Below are 16,146 nucleotides of genomic sequence, written 5' to 3'. Positions count from 1 at the left end.
GAAAGCGGGCTTTGTTGTTTCTGGGCTGAGAGTGCTGTCGTCCAGCCCTCTCCCCCAACCCCTCTCCCATAAATGGGAGAGGGGAGTTTGGGAGTTTCAGACGATGATGCCCTGGCTACGCAGGTAATCGTCGTAGGTGCCGGAAAAGTCGGTCACGCCGTTATCCGACAGCTCGATGATGCGCGTGGCCAGGGAGCCGACGAACTCGCGGTCATGGCTGACGAAGATCAGCGTGCCCGGGTAGTTCTCCAGCGCCAGGTTGAGCGCTTCGATCGATTCCATGTCCAGGTGGTTGGTCGGTTCGTCCATCACCAGCACGTTGGGTTTCTGCAGGATCAGCTTGCCGAACAACATGCGGCCTTGCTCACCACCGGAGATCACCTTCACCGATTTGAGGATCTCGTCGTTGGAGAACAGCATGCGCCCGAGGGTGCCGCGGATCACCTGTTCACCGGTGGTCCACTGGCCCATCCAGTCAAACAGGGTCACGTCATCTTCGAAATCGTGGGCGTGATCCTGAGCGTAGTAGCCAACCTCGGCGCTCTCGGTCCATTTCACCGAACCGGCATCGGGCTGCATTTCGCCGACCAGGGTGCGCAGCAGGGTGGTCTTGCCGATACCGTTGGGGCCGATGATCGCCACGCGCTCGCCGGCTTCGACGGTGAAGCTGAAGTTCTTGAACAGCACCTTGTCGTCGAAGGCCTTGGACACCTTCTCGATGGTCACGGCCTGGCGGTGCAGTTTCTTGTTCTGCTCGAAGCGAATGAACGGGCTGACACGGCTCGACGGCTTGACCTCGGCCAGCTGGATCTTGTCGATCTGCTTGGCGCGGCTGGTCGCCTGTTTGGCCTTGGAGGCGTTGGCCGAGAAGCGGCTGACGAAGCTTTGCAGCTCGGAAATCTGCGCTTTCTTCTTGGCGTTGTCGGCCAGCAACTGCTCGCGCGATTGGGTCGCGGCAGTCATGTACTCGTCGTAGTTGCCCGGGAACAGGCGCAGCTCGCCGTAATCCAGGTCAGCCATGTGGGTGCAGACCGAGTTGAGGAAGTGACGGTCGTGGGAAATGATGATCATGGTGCTGTTGCGCGCCGTGAGGATCGTTTCCAGCCAGCGGATGGTGTTGATGTCCAGGTGGTTGGTCGGCTCGTCGAGCAGCAGCACGTCCGGGTCGGAGAATAGCGCCTGGGCCAGCAGCACGCGCAGTTTCCAGCCGGGGGCGACTTCGCTCATCGGGCCGAAATGCTGCTCGAGCGGAATGCCCAGGCCCAGCAGCAACTCGCCCGCACGCGATTCGGCGGTGTAGCCATCCATCTCGGCGAACTCACCTTCGAGCTCGCCGACCTTCATGCCGTCTTCTTCGCTCATTTCCGGCAGCGAGTAGATGCGGTCGCGCTCGGCTTTGACCTTCCACAGCTCCTCATGACCCATGATCACAGTATCGATCACGTTGAATTCTTCGTAGGCGAACTGATCCTGGCGCAGCTTGCCCAGACGCACGTTCGGCTCGAGCATCACCTGGCCGCCGGAAGGCTCGAGGTCGCCGCCAAGAATTTTCATGAAGGTCGACTTGCCGCAGCCGTTGGCGCCGATCAGGCCGTAGCGGTTGCCGTTGTTGAACTTGACGGAAACGTTCTCGAACAGCGGCTTGGCGCCGAACTGCATGGTGATGTTAGCGGTGGAAATCAAAGGACTTACCTATCAATTGCTTAGAGACGCCTGGTTTGCTCCGATACCGATTTGATACCGTTTTCGAGCTTTTCCAGCTCACCCCAGTCAGAGGTTGAGTTGATCCAGCGCGCGTATGTTGAGATCAGCATTTGCACGGAGTGGCCGAGCTGCTGAGCGATAAAGGCGGGGTTGAGGCCTGACAGTCAGGCACATTGTCGCATAGGTGTGACGGCAGTTGTATGGCGGCCTGTAGCGAATGCCCAGTACCTGCAGGGTGGGGCGCCACTGGTGGTGCACGTTGGATGTCTGTTTAACGTGTACCTGGCCCTTCGATGGCGGTAATACATGCGGGGTAGACGTGACCCGGCCAACACCCAGCAAGCGCCGGTCGGCGTAGACCTTGGCAAACCACAGTGCCCGCAGCGCTCGCTGATTCAGAAGCACGAAACGGTCGCTGCCGGTCTTGGTGCGCTCTTCCAGCTCGCCCAGGGCCACTGTGCGGCGTATATGGACGGTGCCCACATCTTGCCACTGCAGCGCCAGCGCTTCGGATATGCGCAGCCCGGTGAAGAACAGGAACTCGAACAGCGCCGCATAGATCAGGCTTGGCCAGTGCTCGGTCTGGTAGAGGCGATCAATGATTCGCTCTGCCTCTGCCAACTGAAACGGGTCGACCTCTTTCTTGGTGCGTTTCGGCAGTTCCATCGATTCCGCCGGGTTCTTCTGCAGCAGGCCATCACCTACAGCGGATCGCATGATTGCCGCCAGTTTTACGATGGCGTTGCGCTTTACGCCCGATGATGTCCATTCGGTGCCGGCGACTATCCGGCGCAGCAGGGTGGGCGTGATGAGGTCGATGCGCGTCAGTGCCAGGTGCGGCATCCAGTAGATGTTGAGCACGCTCTTGTAGTTGAGCCTGGTTCCCGCCGTAATATCCCTCGAATCCAGCCAGAGCTGAGCGTATTCGCCAAGTCGCCTGACACAGGGCTGCCCACCTTCAGCAGGAACCTGAAGGATGAGCGCACCGGCGAGATGATCCCCTGCACTGCCGTGCGCGCGGCGAAGAACTCGGTCAGCTACGCTACCGGCAAGAAGGCGATGCGCCATGCCATGGCCGAATCCGGCATTACCGACCCGAACGAGCAGGCCGCCTTTATGGCGCAGATGGATCAAAGTGATGCGCCGATTGGCGCTTTTGCATGGAGTTTTCTATGTCGGTAGTCGCCCATACCACCACTGTGGCGTCGGCACAGTCATTCGAAGTTCGCCCCTTCGATGCGCCCGTGGGCTCCGAGGTCATCGGTCTGGATCTGACCCAGCCTTGGCGATGACGACTTCGCCCGTGTCCATCGCGCCCATCTCGATCACGCCCTGCTGGTATTCCGTGACCAGCGTATCACCCCCGAGCACAGATCGCCTTCAGCCGCCGTTTCGGCCCGCTGCAGATCCACGTGCTCAAGTAGTTTCTGCTGGCTGATCACCCGGAGATTTTCATCATCTCCAACATCGTCGAGAACGGTCAGCCCATCGGCCTGGGCGAGCCGGCAAGTTCTGGCATTCGGATCTCTCCTACAAGGAATTGCCCGACCTGGGTTCCATGCTGTTGGCTCAGGAACTGCCGTGTGGTGCTGGCGGTGCCGCAGTTCAGTGGCTTGCGCTCAATCATCGCCGGTACGGAAATGCTCGCCACGGTACCGGATTTTGCCGCGGCGGCGCTGATTGAAGGGCCCCACCTGCGTGCCGATGACCCGCCATTCGAGCTGGTCAATTCGGATCTGTCCATGGACTGGAGCAGGGTGACCGATAACGATCCCGCCGAGCGTTGGCTGAGGAGCAAGATCATCGAGTTCATGGGCGAGCCTGGCGCCTGAGCAGGGTTCAATCGCGATAGAACACCTGGATCAGGTGATAGCCGAACTGGGTCTTCACCGGGCCGTGCACTTCACGCAGCGCCTTCTTGAAGATCACCTGATCCACCGCGCGCACCATCTGCCCGGGCCGCACTTCACCGAGGTCGCCACCTTTCTTGCCGGAGGGGCAGGTAGAGTGCTTGCGCGCCAGCACATCGAAAGCCTCGCCGGCGGCAATGCGCTTTTTCAGCGCGGTGGCTTCCGCTTCGGTCTTGACCAGGATGTGGCGGGCCATTGCCTTTGCCATTGATGGGTTCCTCAAATCTGTCAGGGCGCTATTGTGCCAGCATTCGTTGCGCCAGCAGAATGGCGTCAATTTTATGGGTTGTGTGTTGTCCGCGACGCGGATGAACATGGCCTATGGTATTTCAATCGCGCTCACGGAAACGCCGCCATGGATCTCCAAGCAATGCTGAAAATTCTGTCCACTCAGGATGGTTCCGATCTATATCTGTCTACCGGCGCGCCGCCCTGCGCGAAGTTTAATGGCGTGCTCAAGGCGCTGAGCCAGGAGCCGATGAAGGCGGGCGATGTGGCGGCCATTGCCGATTCGATCATGGACAGTGCTCAGCGTGAGGAATTCGAGCGTGAACTGGAGATGAATCTGGCGATATCGCTGGCCGGTGTGGGGCGTTTTCGCATCAACATCTTCAAACAGCGTAACGAGGTGTCCATCGTCGCGCGCAACATCAAGCTGGATATTCCGCGCTTCGAGGACCTGAAACTGCCTGAAGTGCTGCTCGGCACGGTGATGGAAAAGCGCGGCCTGGTGCTGTTCGTCGGCGGTACCGGTTCGGGCAAGTCAACCTCCCTGGCGGCGCTGATCGACTACCGCAACCGCAACAGCGGCGGTCATATCATCACCATCGAAGACCCGGTGGAGTACGTGCACCGGCACAAGAAGTCGATCATCAACCAGCGCGAGGTGGGCGTGGACACCCGCAGCTTCCACGCCGCGCTGAAGAACACCCTGCGCCAGGCGCCGGACGTGATTCTGATCGGCGAAATCCGCGACCGCGAAACCATGGAGCATGCCCTGGCCTTCGCCGATACCGGGCACCTGGCGATTTCCACGCTGCATGCCAACAACGCCAACCAGGCGCTGGATCGCATCATCAACTTCTTCCCCGAGGATCGCCGCCCGCAACTGCTCAACGACCTGGGTAACAACCTCAAGGCGTTCGTCTCGCAGCGTCTGGTCAAGACCGTCGATGGCAAGCGCCGCGCCGCGGTGGAGGTGATGCTGGGTACGCCGACGGTGCGCGACCTGATCAAGCGCAACGAGTTTTCCGAGCTAAAGGAAATCATGGAGAAATCCAAGAACCTCGGCATGCAGACCTTCGATCAGGCGCTGATCGACTTGGTGCACGAAGGTGCGATCGACGGAGAAGAAGCGGTGAAGAACGCCGACTCGGCGAACAACGTGCGCCTGAAGCTCAAGCTCCATCGCGACAATCCGGCCAATGCCAGGCCTGCACCCGCCGCCGCTGCGCCGGTGGTAACGCCGGCTCCTGCAGCGAAAGCCGCTGCTGCAGGCGACTGGGGGCTGGAGCTGAAACTGGAGGACATCGAGCAGGAGCAGCCGCCGGAGGACCCGGGGCGGCAGGGGATTTAGGGGGCTGTACGAAAAGTCGCCGAGCGAAGGTCAGGCAATACCGATGGCGGCCCGGCAAAAACAGGCGAAGAACGGACTGGGCTCACATTCGAGTTTACGTGCTGTAAATGAGCATTTGGCCGGGCTGGCGTTCCAGCCTGTTTTTAACGCAGCATCACCGAGCGCAGGCAATTTTTCGTACAGACCCTAGGGTCTGTTGCCGTTTCACATAGGTAACCAGAGAAAGGCACAGGCCATGGCCACGACGCTTTCGTAATTTCTCTTGAGTTTGTCGAACCGAGATGACACTGCCCGGTAGTGCTTTAGCCGGGCGAAGGCGTTCTCCACCAAGTGCCGGTTGCGGTAGAGACCTCTGTCCAGATCCGCATTGCCTTTCACGGAGTTACGCTTTCTCGGGATCACGGCCTTGGCCCCTTGTTGCTCAACCTGCTCCCGAACTCTCTCGCTGTCATAGCCCTTGTCCGCAGACAATGGCTTCAGCCTCCGGGAGCTTGGCAATCAATGCGGGAGCCTGGGTGCAATCATTGATTTGCCCCCCCCGTAATTTCAAACTCGATGGGCAGTCCATGAGCATCAACTGCCAGGTGAATCTTGCTGGTATTGCCAGCTCGACTTTTTCCTATGGCCTCATCGTTGCCGCTGGCAGCGCCTGCACTGTGCTGGTGAGCCTTGGCATAGCAGCCATCAATGAACACCCATTCCATGTCGGGCTGCGCCACAAGCTCCTTGAAAACCTTGAGCCATTTTCCAGTTGCGGACCACGCATTGAAGCGTTTATAGACCTCATTCCAGTTCCCGAACGCTTCGGGTAGATCTCTCCAGGGGCATCCCGTGCGCATGCGGTACAGCATGCCCGCCACGGTTATTCGTAGATCACGCTTGTTGTAGATGGCCTTGCGCAGCAGAATTTCCCGCAGCTTCGACCAATGCTCATCACTGAGCAATAATCGGGGCATTGTAAACTCGTATCGATGTTGGGCAAGAGCTTCAACGATACGAATTTTCTCTTGCATATCAACTGGTTAGTGCAAAACGGCAACAGCCCCTAGGGGCATAGCCTAAAAAAATGTCGCGCCCAGTTACGGGCGCGACATGTGTGGCAATCAGTTGATCTGAGCGCCTTTGGCGATCCAGCTGCCAATCAGGTCGCGCTCGTCCTGGGTCATCTGGGTGATGTTGCCCAGCGGCATGATCTGCGTGGCCACGGTTTGCGCATGGATCTTCGCTGCCTGCGCTTTCATCTGCTCCGGGGTGTCGAGCATGAAACCGGCCGGTGCGGTGCTGAACATCGGACTGGTGGGACTCGATGAGTGGCACACGGTGCAACGCTCGTGGATCACGCTTTCGACTTGGGCAAAATCGGTGCTGGCAGCAGGTGCCGCGCTGTCAGCGGCAGTGGTTGAGTCCTCGCTGGCATCGGCTTTTGCCTGGGTTTCCTCGGCAGCAGGCTCGCTGGTTGTGGAGGGGTTGCCAGGGCGACCGGTAGCAGGAACGGGGGCGTACTTGATCGCCGGGGCTTGAGCCGTTGCCGGTGCGCTGACCGACTTCGTTTGCGGGCCGGTGACGTAAGCCAGGCAGATCATGCCCAGGGCTGCGGCCGGCAGGGTCCAGACGTACTTGCTGCTGTCGTGGCGGGTGTTGAAGTAGTGGCGTACCAGCACCGCCAGAATCGCGATACCGGCCAGGATTGCCCAGTTGTACTGGCTGCCGTAGGTGCTCGGGAAGTGGTTGCTGATCATGATGAACAGCACCGGCAGGGTGAAGTAGTTGTTGTGGCGCGAGCGCAGCAGGCCCTTGGCCGGCAGCAGCGGATCGGGCGTGGTGTTGTTTTCGATGGCCTTAACCAGCGCGCGCTGGGCCGGCATGATGGTGAAGAACACGTTGCCGACCATGATGGTGCCGATGATGGCGCCGACATGAATGTACGCCGCCCGGCCGCTGAAGACCTGGCTGAAGCCATAGGCCGCGGCGATGATCAGCACGAACAGCACGGCGCCGAGCAGGGCGGGGCGTTTGCCCAGCGGCGAATCGCAGAGGAAGTGGTAGATCACATAGCTGAGCGCCATGGAGCCGAGGCCGATGGCGATGGCTGCTGCTGGTGCCAGGTCGACACCTGGCTTGACCAGGTACAGGCTCGGGTTGAGGTAGTACACCACCAGTAGCAGGGCAACGCCCGACAGCCAGGTGGCGTAGGCCTCCCATTTGAACCAGTGCAGGTTCTCCGGCATCTTCGGCGGAGCCAGCTTGTACTTTTCCAGGTGGTAGATGCCGCCGCCGTGAATCGCCCAGAGGTCGCCCGACAGGCCCACGCGTGGGTTGCTACGGTTGAGGTTGTTCTCCAGCCAGACGAAATAGAAGGATGCGCCGATCCAGGCGATGCCGGTGATCATATGGATCCAGCGGATGCCCAGGTTTAGCCATTCGGTGAAATGTGCTTCCACGATCTGTACCTCTTTCCCGGGATAGGCACGCCAGCCCCGGGCTTCTCTTATTGGTGGGGGTTGAGGAGAAGAAACTCGTCCTCATTGAAGAAATGCTCATCGCAGTTGTTGCCGGAACCACTGCGATCAACCACCAGGAAGTCATCCCGCTTTTCGATCGTCAGCACCGGGTGGTGCCAGACGCCGCGATGGTAATTGACGCCCTGCCTGCCATTGCTGAGGAAGGCACGGACGGACCCTGATACAGGTGCATCGCCAAGTGGCGCGACCACGATCAGAAAGGGGTGGCCGAGCAGCGGAATGAAAGCCTGGCTGCCCAGCGGATGGCGCTCCAGCATGCGGATGGTCACGGGCATCTCCAGCGCTTCGGCGCTGAAGATGCTGATGATGGCCTGGTCCTCCGGCTGCGCGGTCTGCACCGTGGCCAGCTTGTGATAGCGGCGGGTGGAACCGTTGTTGATCATGAAGAAGTCGCTACCGTCGGTTTCGATCACGTCACCGAATGGGGCGAAGGCTTCTTTGCTCAGGGGCTCGATGGTCAGGCTACGCATGGCTGTTCTACTTGTTCTGTTCGAGTTGAGGGATGCAGCGCTTACAGTTGCTGCAGGCGGAAGAGGGCGATCTTGTTGATCTCGGCCAGTGCGGTGGCGAACTCCTGCTCCGGCGTGTTGTGAATGCGCTCCTCGAAGGCAGCCAGGATCTGCTGGCGGTTGCTGCCCTTGACGGCCTTGATGAAGGGGAAGCCGAACTTGGCCTTGTAGGCGTCGTTGAGTTCGGTGAAGCGGGCGAACTCCTCGGCGGTGCATTCGTGGATGCCTGCACCGGACTGCTCGGCGGTGCTGGAGGCGGTCAGTTCGCCACGCACTGCAGCCTTGCCGGCCAGGTCCGGGTGCGCGTTGATCAGCGCCAACTGCGCCTCATGGCTGGCGGACAGGAGGATATCGGCCATGCGCTGCTGCAGGCCGTCGATCTCGTCTACCGACGCGTCCATGCCGAGGTCGTAAGCCTTCTCGGCCACCCAGGGCGAGTGCTCGTAGATGTCGGCGAAGGCCTTGATGAACTCGTCGCGGCTCAGCTTGGAAGGGGTCAGGGTCTGGAAACGGCTCATGGACGGCTCTCTCATTCGGTCGCGCGGAAGGGGTGGGTGGCGTGCCAGTGCCTGGCGATGTCGACGCGGCGGGCGCACCAGACCTTGTCATGGCTTTTCACGTAGTCGATGAAGCGCGCCAGCGAGGCCAGACGCGCCGGGCGGCCGAGCAGGCGGCAGTGCATGCCGATCGACAGCATTTTCGGTGCGCCGGCTTCACCTTCGGCATAGAGCACGTCGAAGGCATCCTTGAGGTATTCGAAGAAATCGTCGCCCTTGTTGAAGCCCTGCACCTGGGTGAAGCGCATGTCGTTGGTGTCCAGGGTGTAGGGGATCACCAGGTGCGGTTTTTCTGCGGTGCTGGCCGGGTCCCAGTAGGGCAGGTCGTCGTCGTAGGTGTCGGAGTCGTAGAGGAAACCGCCTTCCTCGCGCACGATGCGCCGGGTGTTCGGCCCCAGGCGGCCGGTATACCAGCCCAGCGGGCGCTCGCCGGTCAGCTCGGTGAGGATGCGGATGGCCTCGAGCATATGCTCGCGCTCGGTGGCTTCGTCCATGTTCTGGTAGTCGATCCAGCGATAGCCATGGCTGCAGATCTCGTGCCCGGCGGTGACCATCTCGCGGATCACCTCGGGGTGACGCTGGGCGGCCATGGCCACGGCGAAGATGGTCAGCGGGATGTCGTGCTTCTTGAATAGCTTGAGCAGGCGCCAGACGCCGGTGCGGCTGCCGTACTCGTAGAGCGACTCCATGCACAGGTTGCGCTGACCCTGCAGCGGCTGAGCGGCGACCATCTCGGAGAGGAAGGCCTCGGACTCCTTGTCCCCGTGAAGAATGTTGCGTTCACCGCCTTCTTCGTAGTTGAGCACGAAGGACAGGGCGATGCGGGCATCGCCCGGCCAGTGCGGGTGGGGAGGGTTTGCGCCGTAGCCGATCAAATCGCGTGGGTAATCAGCGTTCACTGCAGTCTTCCTATCTGGAACGTTGCGGTCACTGCGTGCCGGGTAATCGACGGCTACGCGACCGGGACGAGTAATTGTATACAAAGTTAGTCGCCGTTTGTAAATCGACTTTTCATCATTTTCTTCTCTGCGTGCCACCGCGAAAAAATTGCCGAGGTGGTCAGCAATGTGCGCTGGTCATGCCGTGGTTGCTGGCTGGCGATGATGTGAGCAGTGATCCGGTTTGGTGCATGGACAGCATTTCAATTGGATTTATTGTGTACAATTTAGTGGAAAAGTGTTTTATATTCGATCTGCGTGCTATCCTGCCACTGCGTCGGAGCACTGCGACGAGCCGATTTCAACAGAGTAGAGGAGGTGTGGTGTTCGTAGGGCGCCAGGCGCCGCGGGCATCCGAGACCCATGGGACGTTTGACTACACATGTACTGGATGCCGCGCACGGCTGCCCAGGGAGTGACATCAAGGTCGAGCTGTACCGCGTCGAAGGCGCGCAGCTGGAACTGATCAACAGCGTTACCACCAACCACGACGGCCGTTGCGATGCGCCGGTACTGCAGGGTGATGACTACCGCACGGGCGTCTACCAGCTGCATTTCCACGCTGGCGACTACTACCGCGCCCGTGGTGTGAAACTGCCGGATACGGCATTTCTCGATGTCGTGGTCCTGCGCTTCGGCATCGATGCCGGTCAGGAGCACTACCACGTGCCGCTACTGATTTCTCCTTACAGCTACTCCACCTACCGCGGTAGCTGAGTGACTGGCGGGCCAATAGCCTGCCAGACGAATGCTTGTCACCCTCAGACTCGTTTGAGTCCTTACGCCCGCTCACACTGCGGGCTTTTTTTGGCTGTATTTCGGGGTGCTGTTGCTGGGTGAGCCATCACACGGCCCATCGGTGGGGCGCCTATTACGAATAGCGTGATGGGCGGCGTAGGGTGCGCCTTGCGCACCGAATTCGAGATGTTTCCACCGGGCGCATATAGGCGGTGCGCACGGCGCACCCTACCGTGCGATCTTGCTTGCGTAGCCCGGATCAAATCCGGGTATGGGCTGGCGCCGTGCTTATGGCTCGCGTGCCTGCCGTTACCGAGACAAACGAAAACCCCGGCACCAAGGCCGGGGTTTCGTTCAGCGCCTGGTGTTAGCCGTCAGAGGAAGGCGAACTTGGCGATGAAAATGATGCACAGGGCGTACAGGCTCAGCGATACCTTGTCGCTCTGACCGGTCAGCAGCTTGAGTGTGGCGTAGGTAAGGAAGCCCAGGGCGATACCGTTGGCGATGGAGAAGGTCAGCGGCATCATCACCACGGTCACGATGGCCGGAATGGTGTCGGTGTGGTCCTTCCAATCGATGTGAGCCATGCCGCTCATCATCAGCATTGCTACGTAGATCAGCGCGCCTGCGGTGGCGTAGGCCGGAATCATGCCAGCCAGCGGGGCGAAGAACATCGCCGCGAGGAACAGCAGGCCGACGGTGATGGCGGTCAGGCCGGTACGGCCACCCGCGGCGACGCCTGCAGCGCTTTCCACGTAGCTGGTTACCGGCGGGCAGCCGACCATGGCGCCCACAACGCTCGAGGTGGAGTCGGCTTTCAGCGCCTTGGACAGGTTCTGGATCTTGCCATCCTCATCCACCAGGTTGGCGCGGTGGGCGACGCCCATCAGGGTGCCGGCGGTGTCGAACATGTTCACGAAGAGAAACGCCAGGATCACGCTGATCATTGCCACGTTGAACGCGCCGGCGATATCCATGGCCAGGAAGGTCGGGGCCAGGCTCGGCGGCATCGACACCAGGCCACCGTATTCCACCAGGCCGAGTGCCCAGCCGATGGCGGTCACGCCGAGCATGCTGAAGAGGATGGCGCCAAACACGTTGCGGTGGCTGAGCACGGCGATCATCAGGAAGCATACGGCGGCGAGCAGCGCCGACGGGTTACTGAACGAACCCATGGTCAGCAGGGTGGCCGGGCTGTCGACGACGATCCCGGCGGTCTTCAGGCCGATCAGGCCGAGGAACAGGCCGACCCCGGCACCCATGGCGAAGCGCAGGCTCATCGGGATGCTGTTGAGCAGCCATTCGCGGATCTTCGACAGGCTCATGATCATGAACAGCACGCCGGAGATGAACACCGCGCCGAGAGCGATCTGCCAGCTGTAGCCCATTTCACCGACGACGGTGTAGGTGAAGAACGCGTTCAGGCCCATGCCCGGCGCCAGGCCGACTGGCCAGTTGGCGTACAGGCCCATCAGGGAGCAGCCCAGGGCCGCCCCGATGCAGGTGGCGACGAAGGCGGCGCCATGATCGATGCCGGCAGTGGCCATGATGTTGGGATTGACGAAGATGATGTAGGCCATGGTGACGAAGGTCGTCAGGCCGGCCAGCAGCTCGGTCTTGATGGTGGTGCGGTGCTCGGTCAGTTTGAAGAAGCGGTCGAGCAGGCCACCTCTTGCCAGTTGATTCGCGTGTTGTTCTTGTTTGACGCTTTCCACAGCGGGTACTCCTCATCTCTCTTGTTGTGTACCGCCCAGAGCCTTGCGCAAGAACAATGCTCTCTGAGGCAGGCGGTGTTTTCGGTAGTGCTTCCTGGCTAAGTTGTTGATCGAGCGGTCAAGAGGTCACTCAGGCGCGATTATGCTTTTGTATACAAAAAATGCAATTAATGTTTTTAGTGTTGCATTAATCGCACCAGTCGAACCTGCGGATGGAAAAGCGCATGGATTTGGCGACAATCCCTTCAGGGCTTTAAATAAAATGCTTATAAAACAAATGGATGGAATTTTGGTTTGGTTGAGGACGACGCTCGATCGAGCGTCGGCTCAGCAGCCTGACCGGGTTCTTAGCAGCTAATGAACTTAGAGGACGGCTGTATATAAAGAAAGAATTTGTTGTTCTGCGCTCAGAGGTGGGTGATATGCGGGCGAGGGTCAGCTATGACGTCATACAGCGAAGGGTGTGATGGCTGATTGACTTGTGTACAATTGTCTCAAATTTTTCTGATGTTTTTTCGCTCGGAGCTTGTCAGCTACCGGGTAGAACACAGTAGAGTCGCAGTGTCGCCGACTCTCATTGACGCGAGCCAGAATGAACGATCAATTGCAGCCTCTCAAGAAGCAGCCGCGCGTGGGCAAAAGCAGCCGCAGCGGGACTCAGGACGATGTCGTATATGCCCATATCTTCGATGCCATTCTCGAGCAGCGTCTGGCGCCCGGCACCAAGCTGAGTGAAGAGGCGCTGGGTGAGATCTTCGGCGTCAGTCGCACCATCATTCGTCGCGCCCTCTCACGACTGGCCCACGAGGGTGTGGTACTGCTGCGTCCGAACCGCGGTGCGGTAGTCGCCAGCCCGAGCGTCGAAGAAGCTCGGCAGATCTTCTATGCACGCCGCCTGGTTGAGCGCGCCATCACCGAACTGGCCGTCGAGCACGCGACAGCCGAGCAGTTGGCCGAGCTGCGGCAGATGGTCAAGGACGAGCAGGACAGCTTCTCCCGTGGTGATCGTGGTGCTGGCATCCGCCTGTCCGGCGAGTTCCACCTGAAGCTGGCCGAGGCCGCGCGTAATGCGCCGCTGGTAAGCTTCCAGCGCAGCCTGGTGTCGCAGACCTCGCTGATCATCGCCCAGTACGAAAGCAGCGGCCGTTCGCACTGCTCCTATGACGAGCACAATCAGCTGATCGATGCCATCGAGGCGCGCGATGCCGAGCGTGCGGTGCACCTGATGATGCACCACATGGATCACATCGACAGCAAACTCAACCTGGACGAGGAAAGCGCCTCGGACGATCTGCACGCGGTGTTCTCGCACCTGCTGCAGACCAAGAAGAAACCCGGCCGCAGCGCTGCCAATCGCTGATCGACTGCGTGTAACAAGAAAGCCCCGGTGCTCGCGCATCGGGGCTTTCTTGTTGGCGTGTCTACGTTGAGGCGTTTTTTTGTAGGAGCTGGCTTGCCAGCGATGCGCTAGTGAATTGATCGCCGGCAAGCCGGCTCCTACAAGGCGATCAGGCTGTTCGTTTCAATCGCGCTGGTGCACCGATACACCCGCGGCGAAGGTCTCTTTCACGGCGCGGTCATCGCCAAGCATGGTCAGGGCGAACAGGCGCTCCTCCAGGCTCCGAGCCTGCTGCATGCGGTAGCTGATCAGCGGCGTGGCGTTGTAGTCCAGCACCAGGAAGTCGGCGTCCTTTCCGGGCAGGAAGTTGCCCAGCTGGTCGTCCAGGTACAGGGCGTTGGCGCCGCCCAGCGTGGCCAGGTACAGCGACTTGAACGGATCGAGTTTCTTACCCTGTAGCTGCATGATCTTGTACGCCTCGTTCAGCGATTGCAGTTGGCTGAAGCTGGTGCCGGCGCCGACGTCGGTGCCCAGGCCTACCCGTACGCCATGTTCTTCCAGCTTGTTCAGGTCGAAAAGGCCGCTACCCAGGAACAGGTTGGAGGTCGGGCAGAAGGCGACAGCCGAGCCGGTCTCGGCCAGGCGCTTGCACTCGTCGTCGCACAGGTGCACGCCATGGGCGAACACTGCGCGCGGGCCGATCAGTTTGTGGTGGTCGTAGACGTCCAGATAGCCCTTGCGTGCCGGGAACAGCTCCTTGACCCAGGCGACCTCGGCCTTGTTTTCGGAAATGTGGGTGTGCATGTACAGGTCCGGATACTCACCGAACAGCTTACCGGCCAGATCCAACTGCTCCGGTGTACTGGTGGGGGCGAAGCGCGGGGTGACGGCGTAGTGCAGGCGGCCTTTGCCGTGCCAGCGTTCGATCAGTGCCTTGCTTTCTGCATAGCCGGTTTCGGCGGTGTCGGTCAGGTAGTCGGGGGCATTGCGATCCATCAGCACCTTGCCGGCGATCATGCGCAGGTTGAGCTTGTCGGCCTGCTCGAAGAAGGCATCCACCGACTGCGGGTGCACGCTGCCGAATACCAGGGCGGTGGTGGTGCCGTTGCGCAGCAGTTCCTTGAGGAAGATCGCCGCCACGTCGCTGGCATGCGCCTTGTCTTCGAACTGTTTCTCGGTGGGGAAGGTGTAGGTGTTGAGCCAGTCCAGCAGCTGCTCGCCGTAGGAGGCGATCATGCCGGTCTGCGGGTAGTGGATATGGGTGTCGATGAAACCTGGGGTGATCAGCGCATCGCGGTAGTGCTGGACCTCGACACCGGCCAGCTTGGGCAGCAGCTCGGCGGCTGCACCAATCTGGGCGACCTTGCCGTTCTCGATCAGCAGAATGCCGTCCTCGAAGTACTGGTAGGACTGCTCGATACCGACGACAGCCGGGTCGGCGAGGCTGTGCAGGATGGCGGCGCGGTAGGCTTTGATGTTGGTGGTCATCTATTACGTCTCGATTGGGGCAGGCAGTGCGTAGGGTGTGCTGTGCGCACCACGGGCAATGCGGTGTTATTGGTGCGCGCGGCGCACCCTACTGGGCGCGCTGCGAATTAGGCAGAGTCAGGACCGGCGCGAGGCCGGCAATAGCTTGGCGACGCTGGACTCACCCTTTTTCACGTCCTGACCGAAGCTTGCGTTGTAGGTGGCGATCACTTCGCCAGCAATGGATACGGCAATTTCCACCGGCAGCTTGCCTTTCACTTCGGCCAGGCCCATGGGGCAGCGCATGCGCGCCATCAGGGTGTCCGTGAAGCCGCGTTCGCGCAGGCGATGCTCGAACTTGACGCGCTTGGTCTTCGAGCCGATCAGGCCGTAGTAAGCGAAGTCGCCGCGTTTGAGGATCGCCGCGGTCAGTTCCAGATCGAGCTGGTGGTTGTGAGTCATGACGATGTAGTAGCTGCCGGGCGGCATGTTCTCCACCTCGTCGACCACCTCGTCGCCCACGATCTTCTCCACGCCGGCGGGGATGTGCTCGGGAAATTCGTTCTCCCGCGAATCGATCCAGCGCACCTTGCACGGCAGGCTGGCGAGCAGCGGCACCAGTGCGCGACCGACATGGCCGGCGCCGAATACGGCGATCTGCGCCTGCGGCTGGCCCATGGGCTCGAACAACAACACGGTGGCGCCGCCGCAGCACTGGCCGAGGCTGGCGCCGAGGGAGAAGCGCTCCAGGCGGGTGTCCTGGCTGCGGCTGGCGAGCATCTCGCGGGCCATTTCCATGGCCTTGTATTCCAGATGGCCGCCGCCGATGGTCTCGAAGATGCGCTCGGCGGTGACCACCATCTTCGAGCCGGCATTACGCGGCGTCGAGCCGCGTTCCTCGATGATGGTCACCAGCACGCAGGCTTCACCTTGTTGCTGCAACTCGGCGAGGGCGCTGATCCAACTCATTTGCTCAGCCTCCAGGAAGGCGTGGTTTGTCCCGGGCGCGGCAGGCGCCAGTTGCTCGGCGACGGATCGAGAATCGGCTCCGGCGCCGGGTGAGCGGGGCGGTTATTCGGTTCGGTGTGTTTTGTCATTGTTGTACACCCATTCATCATTCGTTCGCAGTCGCAGGGCTGTGGGAGGCGCTTTCGGCTCGGGCATCCTGCTT

General features: G+C 60.6%; 12 protein-coding genes and 4 pseudogenes. 5 read left to right on the top strand and 11 right to left on the bottom strand.

The window, feature by feature from the left end:
• Window positions 1-96: 96 nt before the first annotated feature.
• Together N5J71_RS02420 and N5J71_RS02415 are read right to left on the bottom strand one after the other, a co-directional pair.
• On the bottom strand, window positions 97-1,683 hold the full coding sequence (locus N5J71_RS02420) for an ABC-F family ATPase (protein WP_003460829.1): 1,587 nt from the start codon (window positions 1,681-1,683) through the stop codon (window positions 97-99).
• Between the two features lie 20 nt (window positions 1,684-1,703).
• Window positions 1,704-2,661: pseudogene (locus N5J71_RS02415) on the bottom strand (tyrosine-type recombinase/integrase); the annotation flags it as partial.
• A 215-nt stretch (window positions 2,662-2,876) separates the two neighbouring features.
• Between N5J71_RS02415 and N5J71_RS02410 the strand changes: the two are divergent.
• A pseudogene (locus N5J71_RS02410) lies at window positions 2,877-3,286 on the top strand (TauD/TfdA dioxygenase family protein); the annotation flags it as partial.
• A pseudogene (locus N5J71_RS02405) lies at window positions 3,276-3,536 on the top strand (type 2 periplasmic-binding domain-containing protein); the annotation flags it as partial. The pseudogenes N5J71_RS02410 and N5J71_RS02405, both read left to right, overlap by 11 nt.
• Before the next feature lie 7 nt (window positions 3,537-3,543).
• On the opposite strand, the gene N5J71_RS02400 reads toward N5J71_RS02405, so the two are convergent.
• On the bottom strand, window positions 3,544-3,822 hold the full coding sequence (locus N5J71_RS02400) for a peptidylprolyl isomerase (protein WP_003460843.1): 279 nt from the start codon (window positions 3,820-3,822) through the stop codon (window positions 3,544-3,546).
• A gap of 147 nt (window positions 3,823-3,969) precedes the next feature.
• Here N5J71_RS02400 and N5J71_RS02395 point away from each other — a divergent pair, with 147 nt between their 5' ends.
• On the top strand, window positions 3,970-5,190 hold the full coding sequence (locus tag N5J71_RS02395) for a PilT/PilU family type 4a pilus ATPase (protein ID WP_172665312.1): 1,221 nt from the start codon (window positions 3,970-3,972) through the stop codon (window positions 5,188-5,190).
• 204 nt (window positions 5,191-5,394) lie between these two features.
• On the opposite strand, the pseudogene N5J71_RS02390 reads toward N5J71_RS02395, so the two are convergent.
• The 5 genes and pseudogenes from N5J71_RS02390 to puuE form a co-directional block, all read right to left on the bottom strand.
• Window positions 5,395-6,146 (bottom strand): annotated as a pseudogene (locus N5J71_RS02390) (IS5 family transposase).
• 147 nt (window positions 6,147-6,293) lie between these two features.
• Window positions 6,294-7,631 (bottom strand): urate hydroxylase PuuD, encoded by a 1,338-nt coding sequence (locus N5J71_RS02385; RefSeq protein ID WP_003460849.1) that lies wholly within the window; start codon window positions 7,629-7,631, stop codon window positions 6,294-6,296.
• A gap of 47 nt (window positions 7,632-7,678) precedes the next feature.
• A complete protein-coding gene (locus tag N5J71_RS02380) occupies window positions 7,679-8,182 on the bottom strand; it encodes an ureidoglycolate lyase (RefSeq protein WP_230927465.1) in 504 nt (167 codons plus the stop codon).
• 41 nt (window positions 8,183-8,223) lie between these two features.
• Complete coding sequence (gene uraD, locus N5J71_RS02375; protein ID WP_279916218.1) at window positions 8,224-8,739, bottom strand: 2-oxo-4-hydroxy-4-carboxy-5-ureidoimidazoline decarboxylase; 516 nt, start codon at window positions 8,737-8,739, stop codon at window positions 8,224-8,226.
• 11 nt (window positions 8,740-8,750) lie between these two features.
• Complete coding sequence (puuE, locus tag N5J71_RS02370; protein ID WP_279916217.1) at window positions 8,751-9,677, bottom strand: allantoinase PuuE; 927 nt, start codon at window positions 9,675-9,677, stop codon at window positions 8,751-8,753.
• A 402-nt stretch (window positions 9,678-10,079) separates the two neighbouring features.
• Between puuE and uraH the strand changes: the two genes are divergently transcribed.
• Complete coding sequence (uraH, locus tag N5J71_RS02365; protein WP_003460854.1) at window positions 10,080-10,433, top strand: hydroxyisourate hydrolase; 354 nt, start codon at window positions 10,080-10,082, stop codon at window positions 10,431-10,433.
• Window positions 10,434-10,828: 395 nt separating this feature from the next.
• Here uraH and N5J71_RS02360 read toward each other — a convergent pair whose 3' ends face one another.
• Window positions 10,829-12,169 carry an NCS2 family permease gene (locus tag N5J71_RS02360; protein WP_206408735.1) on the bottom strand — a complete coding sequence of 447 codons (1,341 nt, stop codon included), beginning with the start codon at window positions 12,167-12,169 and terminating at the stop codon, window positions 10,829-10,831.
• 592 nt (window positions 12,170-12,761) lie between these two features.
• Here N5J71_RS02360 and N5J71_RS02355 point away from each other — a divergent pair.
• Window positions 12,762-13,529 (top strand): GntR family transcriptional regulator, encoded by a 768-nt coding sequence (locus N5J71_RS02355; RefSeq protein WP_003460856.1) that lies wholly within the window; start codon window positions 12,762-12,764, stop codon window positions 13,527-13,529.
• 162 nt (window positions 13,530-13,691) lie between these two features.
• Here the strand turns inward: N5J71_RS02355 and guaD are convergent, their stop codons facing one another.
• A complete protein-coding gene (guaD, locus tag N5J71_RS02350; protein ID WP_279916216.1) occupies window positions 13,692-14,996 on the bottom strand; it encodes a guanine deaminase in 1,305 nt (434 codons plus the stop codon).
• A 117-nt stretch (window positions 14,997-15,113) separates the two neighbouring features.
• Window positions 15,114-15,944 carry a xanthine dehydrogenase accessory protein XdhC gene (gene xdhC / locus N5J71_RS02345; RefSeq protein ID WP_104729724.1) on the bottom strand — a complete coding sequence of 277 codons (831 nt, stop codon included), beginning with the start codon at window positions 15,942-15,944 and terminating at the stop codon, window positions 15,114-15,116.
• Between the last annotated feature and the right edge of the window lie 202 nt (window positions 15,945-16,146).

This window comes from Ectopseudomonas oleovorans (assembly GCF_029845265.1).
GTDB lineage: Bacteria > Pseudomonadota > Gammaproteobacteria > Pseudomonadales > Pseudomonadaceae > Aquipseudomonas > Aquipseudomonas oleovorans.
This window is presented reverse-complemented; position numbering and strand designations above follow the sequence as displayed.

Excerpts from the sequence above, each read along its gene's own strand:
- N5J71_RS02400 (WP_003460843.1), bottom strand. The coding sequence starts at position 3,822 with ATGGCAAAGGCAATGGCCCGCCACATCCTGGTCAAGACCGAAGCGGAA.
- N5J71_RS02395 (WP_172665312.1), top strand. The coding sequence starts at position 3,970 with ATGGATCTCCAAGCAATGCTGAAAATTCTGTCCACTCAGGATGGTTCC.
- N5J71_RS02380 (WP_230927465.1), bottom strand. The coding sequence starts at position 8,182 with ATGCGTAGCCTGACCATCGAGCCCCTGAGCAAAGAAGCCTTCGCCCCA.
- uraD (WP_279916218.1), bottom strand. The coding sequence starts at position 8,739 with ATGAGCCGTTTCCAGACCCTGACCCCTTCCAAGCTGAGCCGCGACGAG.
- uraH (WP_003460854.1), top strand. The coding sequence starts at position 10,080 with ATGGGACGTTTGACTACACATGTACTGGATGCCGCGCACGGCTGCCCA.
- N5J71_RS02355 (WP_003460856.1), top strand. The coding sequence starts at position 12,762 with ATGAACGATCAATTGCAGCCTCTCAAGAAGCAGCCGCGCGTGGGCAAA.
- guaD (WP_279916216.1), bottom strand. The coding sequence starts at position 14,996 with ATGACCACCAACATCAAAGCCTACCGCGCCGCCATCCTGCACAGCCTC.
- xdhC (WP_104729724.1), bottom strand. The coding sequence starts at position 15,944 with ATGAGTTGGATCAGCGCCCTCGCCGAGTTGCAGCAACAAGGTGAAGCC.